The 8,286-nt window shown below is 39.1% G+C and carries 8 protein-coding genes and 1 tRNA gene; 1 reads left to right on the forward strand and 8 read right to left on the reverse strand.

All coding sequences use genetic code 11. The annotated features are described in order from the left end of the window. Positions 1-158: 158 nt before the first annotated feature. From I4V44_RS16770 to I4V44_RS16800, 7 genes are all read right to left on the reverse strand, one after another. A tRNA-Arg gene (locus tag I4V44_RS16770) sits at positions 159-232 on the reverse strand. 490 nt (positions 233-722) lie between these two features. Then, a complete protein-coding gene (locus tag I4V44_RS16775; RefSeq protein ID WP_165858236.1) occupies positions 723-1,532 on the reverse strand; it encodes a hypothetical protein in 810 nt (269 codons plus the stop codon). A 236-nt stretch (positions 1,533-1,768) separates the two neighbouring features. Further along, complete coding sequence (locus I4V44_RS16780) at positions 1,769-2,644, reverse strand: DUF3881 family protein (protein WP_118571842.1); 876 nt, start codon at positions 2,642-2,644, stop codon at positions 1,769-1,771. Between the two features lie 32 nt (positions 2,645-2,676). Continuing rightward, positions 2,677-3,969 carry a serine--tRNA ligase gene (gene serS / locus I4V44_RS16785; protein WP_118331685.1) on the reverse strand — a complete coding sequence of 431 codons (1,293 nt, stop codon included), beginning with the start codon at positions 3,967-3,969 and terminating at the stop codon, positions 2,677-2,679. A 192-nt stretch (positions 3,970-4,161) separates the two neighbouring features. Further along, on the reverse strand, positions 4,162-4,680 hold the full coding sequence (locus I4V44_RS16790) for a DUF4446 family protein (RefSeq protein WP_020993348.1): 519 nt from the start codon (positions 4,678-4,680) through the stop codon (positions 4,162-4,164). A gap of 13 nt (positions 4,681-4,693) precedes the next feature. Next, positions 4,694-5,668 carry a ParB/RepB/Spo0J family partition protein gene (locus I4V44_RS16795; protein WP_025578450.1) on the reverse strand — a complete coding sequence of 325 codons (975 nt, stop codon included), beginning with the start codon at positions 5,666-5,668 and terminating at the stop codon, positions 4,694-4,696. Beyond that, positions 5,668-6,435 (reverse strand): ParA family protein, encoded by a 768-nt coding sequence (locus tag I4V44_RS16800; protein WP_025578451.1) that lies wholly within the window; start codon positions 6,433-6,435, stop codon positions 5,668-5,670. Before I4V44_RS16800 ends, I4V44_RS16795 begins: the two co-directional genes overlap by 1 nt. A gap of 634 nt (positions 6,436-7,069) precedes the next feature. On the opposite strand from I4V44_RS16800, the gene I4V44_RS16805 reads away from it, so the two are divergent. Beyond that, positions 7,070-8,023, forward strand: coding sequence for an alpha/beta fold hydrolase (locus tag I4V44_RS16805; RefSeq protein WP_008708024.1), 954 nt, complete (start codon positions 7,070-7,072; stop codon positions 8,021-8,023). A gap of 66 nt (positions 8,024-8,089) precedes the next feature. Here the strand turns inward: I4V44_RS16805 and I4V44_RS18415 are convergent, their stop codons facing one another. Next, positions 8,090-8,221, reverse strand: coding sequence for a DUF6783 domain-containing protein (locus tag I4V44_RS18415; protein WP_420314765.1), 132 nt, complete (start codon positions 8,219-8,221; stop codon positions 8,090-8,092). Positions 8,222-8,286 lie beyond the last annotated feature (65 nt).

An 8,286-nucleotide genomic window follows, 5' to 3' on the forward strand; every position in this document is an offset into this window, starting at 1 on the left:
CCGGTAATTTTGATTAGCTGTCAGCTAACAAAAATCGGATTGCGTTAGCTGGAAATTGATCATTTTGAATGGAATTTCATGTCACGAACGTGATTTGAAAATAACAAAAGCGTTCGTTGTCAGCTAATCCAGCTAACATTTTCGAACGCTTTGAAGCCCGTCGCCAAGAGGATTTGAACCTCCGACCCCTCGCTTAGGAGGCGAGTGCTCTATCCAGCTGAGCTATGACGACACATGCCGCAAACCCTTGATTTTACTGGGTTTCTGGGATTTTTCCCTTCGGCCATATATAAGATTATCAACTCTTTTTCGAGTTGTCAATCTACAGATTTTTTCGATTTGGTAACATTAGACCGTTCCCCAATTTGGGGAATGCTTTGTTGTCACCTTTGGCATTTTTCAGAATAGATTCGAACTGAAAGTTGTTTTTCATTTTTTCCCTTTGGGGAATGCCTCGGCTTTCTCTTAGGAGGCGAGTGCTCTATCCAGCTGAGCTATATGGACATTTAATCAACACCCATAATATAAGTTACTGTTCACTCCGTTCTCAGTAACTTAACCAAAATTCATTCCAGATTACCTGCGACAATGGGATTTTGGCTTGTATGTCTCGGGACTTTGGCATATTTTTGCAAAAATACCTCGAGGAATAATGGTGTATGAACAGTAACTAATATACTATATTTCAAAGAAAATTACAAGTGCAATCTGGCTTTTCTTATCTAATTTTCTGCTTCCGGATTCCATGTATTATCTTCCAGCTTTTGAATCATCTCATCCAGTTCAACAGTATATGCTACTTTTACATCACTATCCTGTTTAACGATAAACTCAGACAACCCGTAAGCCTGTCCATTATCCGCCCAGTCATAAGTATATCCCAATCTTGTCCATGGATATTCGCCATCATAATAGCTGGAAATAATGTTCGCATCAAACCATGCTTTATAATCCGCATTAACATCTTCGGAGAATGAGTCTGTCATTTCTACTGTTCCAATATCCGAAATATATGCCGGACGAAAAACATCTTCCGGTTTTACCCACATAGCTGTAACATAGTTAGATTCATTATCAGGAGTCAGACCAAGCAATTCTTTCATTCTTGTCTGCCAGTCTGTTACACCCTCTTTATTTTCCTGATACCAGTCTTCCAGTTCACCACCTGTAAATGTCCATACATTTCCCCATTCCAGTTTCACATCAGTGCCATCCGGATAACTGTCCGGATATTTATGGAATGTATATAGAAGAACTCTTCCCTCTTCATTATAAACTGCATAAGGCTCTCCCTCATCCAGGCTTACTACCGGAAGAATCTCACCATCCTCAGCAATCATCGCATCTTCAACTGCCTGATCAAAAAGAATCTGCAGATCATCTTCACTTTCAGCAGAGGAATCGGTTTCTGCTGCTTCTTCTGTCTCTGTTGTTTCTTCTGCCTGTACACTTACAGATACCCCGCATGATACAACCATTGCAGAAACCAGAACCCCACTTATCATCCATTGTTTCCATAATTTGTTTTTCATATAATATCACCTTCCTTTTTTCAGTTTTCCACCTTGCCTGCTCCAAGTATATCATAGGAATTCATTCTTTTCTTACCCATGGAATGAATTGCAAATATTCGGCGTGAAATGTATATTTCTATAGCATTTCCTCGTCAAGCGGATTGTTATAAGCATGTTTCACGTGAAACATATTCTTGTAAATCACAAGATGGCATAGGCGAAATATTCGTCCATGCCATCATAAATCATTTTAATTAATAGTGCAACTGTCCCTGGAGCCATATGATTCCTTTGAATCTACGTCCGGTCTTTGGCTCCCCCAGCAAATCATTCTTATTGATACAAACATCAAACTGCATATCATTACAGTCTAATGTAAGCTGGCAGATTTCTTCTCCTGTTATAATGTTCTTGAATGTCATAAAATCCAGAATCTCACCCATGATACTATATTGATCACATTCAATTCCATATGGCATGAAATAGGAATCCACTATAGAAAAAATATCGTCTGTAACTATACGCTGAGAAATCATGGAATATGTATCCATATCCTCCATCGTGAGGCTCTCCATAGCCTCTTCATCACCGTTTCTGGCGGCTGCAATGAGATGATTTCTGTTCTTTGTCAGTTCACGTTCTGCTTTTACTGCTTCTTTATCTTTCTCTACAGGAAAAAGGATTTTTCCTTCCCTGGCCAGCCCGGAAAGGGTTAAAGGCTGGCCACCCGGAAGTATGTTGCCTTTTTCACGCTGTTGCAGATACTCAGCAGCATTCTGAAGATAGAAAATTAAAGTAACCCCAATTCTCAGATCGTCACAGGCACCTGCAAAAGATTCTTTGTCTGCATGTCTTTCTATCACAACACTCTCCTGTGTTGTAATGCCTGTTCCGCGAAAAAAAGGAAAATAATAATCCGGATAAAATACGTTGTTTTCATCATACTGCCCGCAGACAGTAATTCCACAATCGCATCCATAATTCTTGGAAAACTCTGCAAACATACCATCAGGGTAGTTCTCTATGACTGTTTTCTCATCATAAGTTTCAACCACATCCGTAATGATCTGTCTGATACTGCTTCTTTTGGTGATCCTGGAAAAACCAACTGCCCTCAGATAACTGTGCATAAGAACACCTCCCTGAAAAAGCTCACCCTCCATTAAGCGTGCTTTTTCTCAATCTTTGTCATACCACCCATGTATGGCTGCAGAGCTTTAGGAATACTTACAGAACCGTCTGCATTCAGGTTATTCTCCAGGAATGCGATCAACATTCTAGGCGGTGCTACAACAGTATTATTTAATGTATGTGCAAGATATTTCTTACCATCTTTTCCGTTTACACGGATCTTAAGACGACGTGCCTGTGCATCACCAAGGTTTGAACAGCTTCCTACCTCGAAATATTTTTTCTGACGTGGAGACCATGCTTCTACGTCAAGAGATTTTACTTTCAAGTCTGCCAGGTCACCGGAGCAGCACTCAAGTGTACGAACCGGAATATCCAGAGAACGGAACAGATCTACTGTATTCTGCCATAATTTATCAAACCACATCGGACTCTCTTCCGGTCTGCAGACAACGATCATTTCCTGTTTTTCAAACTGATGAATACGGTAAACGCCTCTCTCCTCAAGTCCATGAGCACCTTTTTCCTTACGGAAACATGGAGAATAGCTTGTAAGAGTTTTCGGAAGTTCTTCCTCAGGAATGATCTGATCGATAAATTTACCGATCATGGAATGTTCACTTGTTCCGATCAGGTATAAATCTTCACCCTCAATCTTATACATCATGGCATCCATTTCAGCAAAACTCATTACACCTGTTACAACATTGCTTCTGATCATAAAAGGAGGTACACAGTAAGTAAAACCTCTGTTTATCATGAAGTCACGTGCATAGGAAATTACTGCTGAGTGAAGTCTTGCGATATCTCCCATTAAATAGTAGAAACCATTTCCCGCAACACGTCTTGCACTGTCAAGATCGATTCCATCAAAATTTTCCATAATTTCTGTATGATATGGCACTTCAAAATCCGGAACAACCGGTTCACCAAACTTCTCGATTTCTACGTTCTCGCTGTCATCTTTACCGATCGGTACAGATGGATCAATGATATTCGGAATTACCATCATATCTTTGAGAAGTTCTTCCTCTACCTCTTTCTCTCTTGTGGAAAGTTCTTCAATACGGGTTCCGGAAGCAGCTACCTGTTTCTTTACTTCTTCAGCTTCTTCTTTCTTTCCCTGTGCCATCAGTGCACCGATCTGTTTGGAAATTTTATTTCTCTCTGCACGAAGAGCTTCTACTTCCTGTTTGATTTCGCGATTCTCTTTGTCCAGTTCCAGAACTTTATCCACTAATTCCAGTTTATTATCCTGAAATTTGTTGCGGATATTCTGTTTTACAACTTCCGGATTTTCTCTCACAAATTTAATATCTAACATCTTGTTCCTCCTGAAATATTCTATTACATTATGTAATGATGTCAGGGTAAAATCTGGCAACAACTTTCCCCCTGATATCAATTTATCATATCATGTGCATTCCTGCACAAAACAGATTCTCTTTTAGTATGCTCTTGTTTTCAACTTTTAAACATTACTGTTCACTCCGTTCACAGTAACTTTTAAAAAACTTTATTCTTCAATATTATCCAGTCCAAAATTCACTGCCTTACGAAGTGCCTCTACTTCTTCCTGGCTGAGCATAACGTAGGATTCGCCTTTTACAATTTCTTTCATATACAAAAAACAATTGTCCCGGCTGTGTACTGCATTTAAGATAAGGCCTGTATTCTCTTTGTCCAGCAAAGCCAGCGCAAAACTTAACTTTCCACCTACATCATCAAATGCGTCATACTTTTCTACACCATATTTATTAAACATTTTATCAAGATTCTTTTTGATAAAAAGAAGATCATGATCATGTTCTTCCTTCGCATCATAGAGCTTATCTATCTGAGCGAATTTTCTAACGAATACTTTTTCCAGAGACTGTGCATCTGAACCTTTCATGAACGTCTTATATTTACGTTCCAGACGGCTCAGGCGCATATTCATACTGATATTCCTTACCAGCAGGAAGATAGTAAGAATCAGCAGTATAATAATGATGATCCCGGAATCAATTCCAAGATTTTCAAAAATGCCACTCATATTACTGTCACTCCTAACCAATGGATTCGAAAAGATCTATGATTCTTTCCAGTTCATCCTTGGAATAATATTCAATTTCAATTTTACCTTTGTCATTTTTCTTTCTGTGAATCTGGACTCTGGTACCCATGATACTTTTCATTTTTTCTTCCAGACTCTCATATATTGCATCCTCAGCAGAACTGAATTTGCTCTTCTTTGCTGTTTTTGGCGGCTCCAGCATACGTTTTACAAGCGCTTCTGTTTCACGAACACTTAATTTCTCGTCAAAAACCTTCATTGCAATTGATTCCTGCTTTTCCTTATCTGCTATCGAAAGGATTGCCCTGGCATGACCGGCAGTGATCATCTCATCAATCAGCATCTGCTGCACTTTTTCACTGAGTTTGAGAAGTCTCATTGCATTTGTTACTGCTGTTCTGCTTTTCCCTACACGCTCTGCGATTTCATCCTGTTTCAGATGAAATTCATCAATCAGTCGTTTATATGCCATCGCTTCTTCCACAGGGTTTAAATCTTCCCGCTGAATATTCTCAATCAGGGAAATTTCTACTAATTCCTGCTCAGAAAACTCTTTAACAATTACAGGAATCTCTGTCAGTCCGGCAAGCTTTGCCGCTCTCCAGCGTCTTTCACCTGCAATTATTTCATAGTAGTCCTTTTTATCAGACACAAGAAGTGGATGGAGTACGCCGTACTGTTTAATAGACTCAGACAGTTCCATGAGTGCATCTTCATCGAACTGTTTACGTGGCTGATCCATATTCGGCTCTACACTTGAGATCTTTACGATCATTGCCCCTGTTTTCGAATCTGCTGTTTGCTTCTTTGCAACAGTAGGGTTTGTCTGTTTTTCAGCTACGTCAGATTTCTTCTCTGTTTTAACTGTTTTGGTTATTGTCTTTCTGGCAGGTTCTTTGACAACAGATGTTCTGTCTGGAAAAAATGCATCTAAGCCTCTGCCAAGACCGTTTTTTCTTCCTGCCATTAATTATCCTCCCTGTTGAGCACTTCCTCTGCCAGAAGCCTGTAGCTTTCTGCTCCTGCTGATCTCGGATCATAGATATTAATCGGCTGTCCATAGCTTGGAGCCTCCGCCAGTCTTACATTACGTGGAATAATTGTTTTATAAATATTCTGATTTAAATTCTCTTTTACGTTTTCCACTACCTGCAGAGACAGGTTTGTTCTTGCGTCATACATTGTGAATACTACGCCTTCCATTTTCAGACGTTTATTCAGTCTTTCTTTTACCAAATCAATGGTATGAATCAGCTGTGAAAGTCCCTCCAACGCATAATATTCACACTGGATTGGCACTAATACAGATGTAGCTGCGGTTAATGCATTGATCGTCAGCATATTTAATGACGGCGGACAATCCAGTATTATGTAATCATATTTACGTCGAAGCTTATCTGTGATTCCCTTTAAGATAAATTCTTTATCATCGATTCCTACCAGCTCGATTTCTGCACCGGAAAGATTAATATTAGATGGAATCAGGTCAAGATTCTCAACAACATCTTTTACAATCGTGTCTTTCGTTTCTGCCTCTCCAAGCAAAAGTTCATACAATGTATTTTCTATGCCGTTCTTATCAACGCCGAAACCACTGGTAGTATTTCCCTGTGGATCCATATCAATTGCGAGAACCTTTTTCCCTTTTTCTGCAAGACATGCTGAAAGATTAATTGCAGTTGTTGACTTTCCAACTCCGCCTTTCTGATTAGCAACTGCTATAATTCTTCCCAACTTCATTCCTCCTTTATGAGGTTTTAAATTGTAGTTATTCCTATTTTGCCTGTTACATTATTTTTTATAATGCCAACAGGCATATACAGGTTTATTATAACACTTTTATTTTAATCATGCCACATAATGTTTCACGTGAAACATAAAAAAACACATTATTTTTAACATAAATATTGTATATTTTGTGGTGATTGACATTTTCTTTTTCCATCAATCGTTTCTGTTCACTCCGTTCTCAGTAGCGTAGCCAAAATTCCAGATTGCCTGCGGCAATGGAATTTTGGCTTGTATGTCTCGGGATTTTGGCACATTCATGCCAAAACACCTCGCAGGATTGTGGTGTGTGAACAGTAATCATCAAGTTACTGTTCACTGGTAATATCCCGCGAGGTGTTTTTTGTGAGTGAAGGTCACAGAAAACCCGAGACATACCGCGCGAATTTATGCGATTAGCATAAATTCTGTGCATCGCGAAGCGTGTTGCTGTGAACGGAGTGAACAGTAACATCATCAATCCATATGGTTCTTTTTTTCGCATCATATTTTCTTGTAAAACAGACAGTATCGCGGTATAATATGGGTATATAATTTTAGCAGGCTAATCACTTGTTATGCTTGATAAAGGAGGCCGAAAATGAGTAAAAACAAGCACAAATTTCTTACATTTGCTGCTCTGATGACCGGCGCAACTGTTGCTGTTCATTTCATTAACCACACGATTGCTACTGCTGCACAATTAAAACAGATGCTCCACATTTCTAATGACAATTACTTTGAATGGCGCTTTGGGAACATTTATTATACCAAAAAGGGAACTGGGTCACCGATTCTTTTGATTCATGACACTTTACCTGGAGCTTCCGGGTATGAATGGAGCAAAATTGAAGACGAACTGGCAATTGACCATACCGTATATACTGTTGATTTGTTAGGATGCGGACGTTCGGACAAATCCAGCATTACCTATACAAATTTTGTTTATGTTCAGATGATCAGTGATTTTATCAAAAAAATAATTGGTCAGAAAACAGATGTGATTGCAAGTGGTTTTTCAGGCTCTTTTGTTACTATGGCCTGTCACAATGAGAAAGAACTTTTTAACAAAATCATGCTGGTAAATCCGCCCAGCCTGACTCAATTAAAACAGATGCCAAACAGAAAGGACCGCCTGTTAAAAGCAGCTCTGGAAATTCCGATTTTCGGAACTCTGGTTTATCATATGATCGTATCACGTGATAATATAAATAATCTTTTTATCGAGAAGATGTATTATAATCCATTCCATGTGGATAATCAAATGGCAGATGCTTATTATGAAGCAGCTCATAAAGGTGGATATTATACCAGATTTTTGTACTCCAGTCTTGCAGCTAAGTATATAAATATAAATATCTGTCATGCACTTAAGGCACTGGATAACAGTATTTATATTGTTGAAGGTGAAACAGAGCCAAACGGAAAGGCTGTCACTGATGATTATTGTGCCTCCAACCCGGCTATTGAAGTTTCTGTTCTCAAAGAAACAAAACATCTTCCACATGTTGAAGCACCTGAAGCGTTTCTTGAACAGGTTAAAATCTTCTTTTAAGCCTTATATTTAAGCCAGAACGAGTCGACGAGTTGATTTTGAGACAGTTTTGAAGGATAAATTTTTTTATTTCAAGTCGGAAGAAGGCGACGTTGCGGTGACTACAGCAACCGAATTCGGACAAAATATACCGCAAAGTGGGGCGTGCAGATTGTGGAAATGATTTTTCAAACACGCTCTAATACAAATCACGACCACCGGCTTAGCCGGTGGTTTGCTTTGACCCTATAAGGGTCTATTACCGGCACTGGAGTCTAAAGACT

The organism is Blautia sp. 1001283B150304_161114_C9 (assembly GCF_015668165.1).
GTDB lineage: Bacteria > Bacillota > Clostridia > Lachnospirales > Lachnospiraceae > Blautia_A > Blautia_A wexlerae.

What these genes read in the sequence shown, in the direction of transcription:
- I4V44_RS16790 (WP_020993348.1), bottom strand. Translation starts at nt 4,680, where the DNA reads ATGAGTGGCATTTTTGAAAATCTTGGAATTGATTCCGGGATCATCATT.
- serS (WP_118331685.1), bottom strand. Translation starts at nt 3,969, where the DNA reads ATGTTAGATATTAAATTTGTGAGAGAAAATCCGGAAGTTGTAAAACAG.
- I4V44_RS16805 (WP_008708024.1), top strand. Translation starts at nt 7,070, where the DNA reads ATGAGTAAAAACAAGCACAAATTTCTTACATTTGCTGCTCTGATGACC.
- I4V44_RS16795 (WP_025578450.1), bottom strand. Translation starts at nt 5,668, where the DNA reads ATGGCAGGAAGAAAAAACGGTCTTGGCAGAGGCTTAGATGCATTTTTT.
- I4V44_RS16780 (WP_118571842.1), bottom strand. Translation starts at nt 2,644, where the DNA reads ATGCACAGTTATCTGAGGGCAGTTGGTTTTTCCAGGATCACCAAAAGA.
- I4V44_RS16775 (WP_165858236.1), bottom strand. Translation starts at nt 1,532, where the DNA reads ATGAAAAACAAATTATGGAAACAATGGATGATAAGTGGGGTTCTGGTT.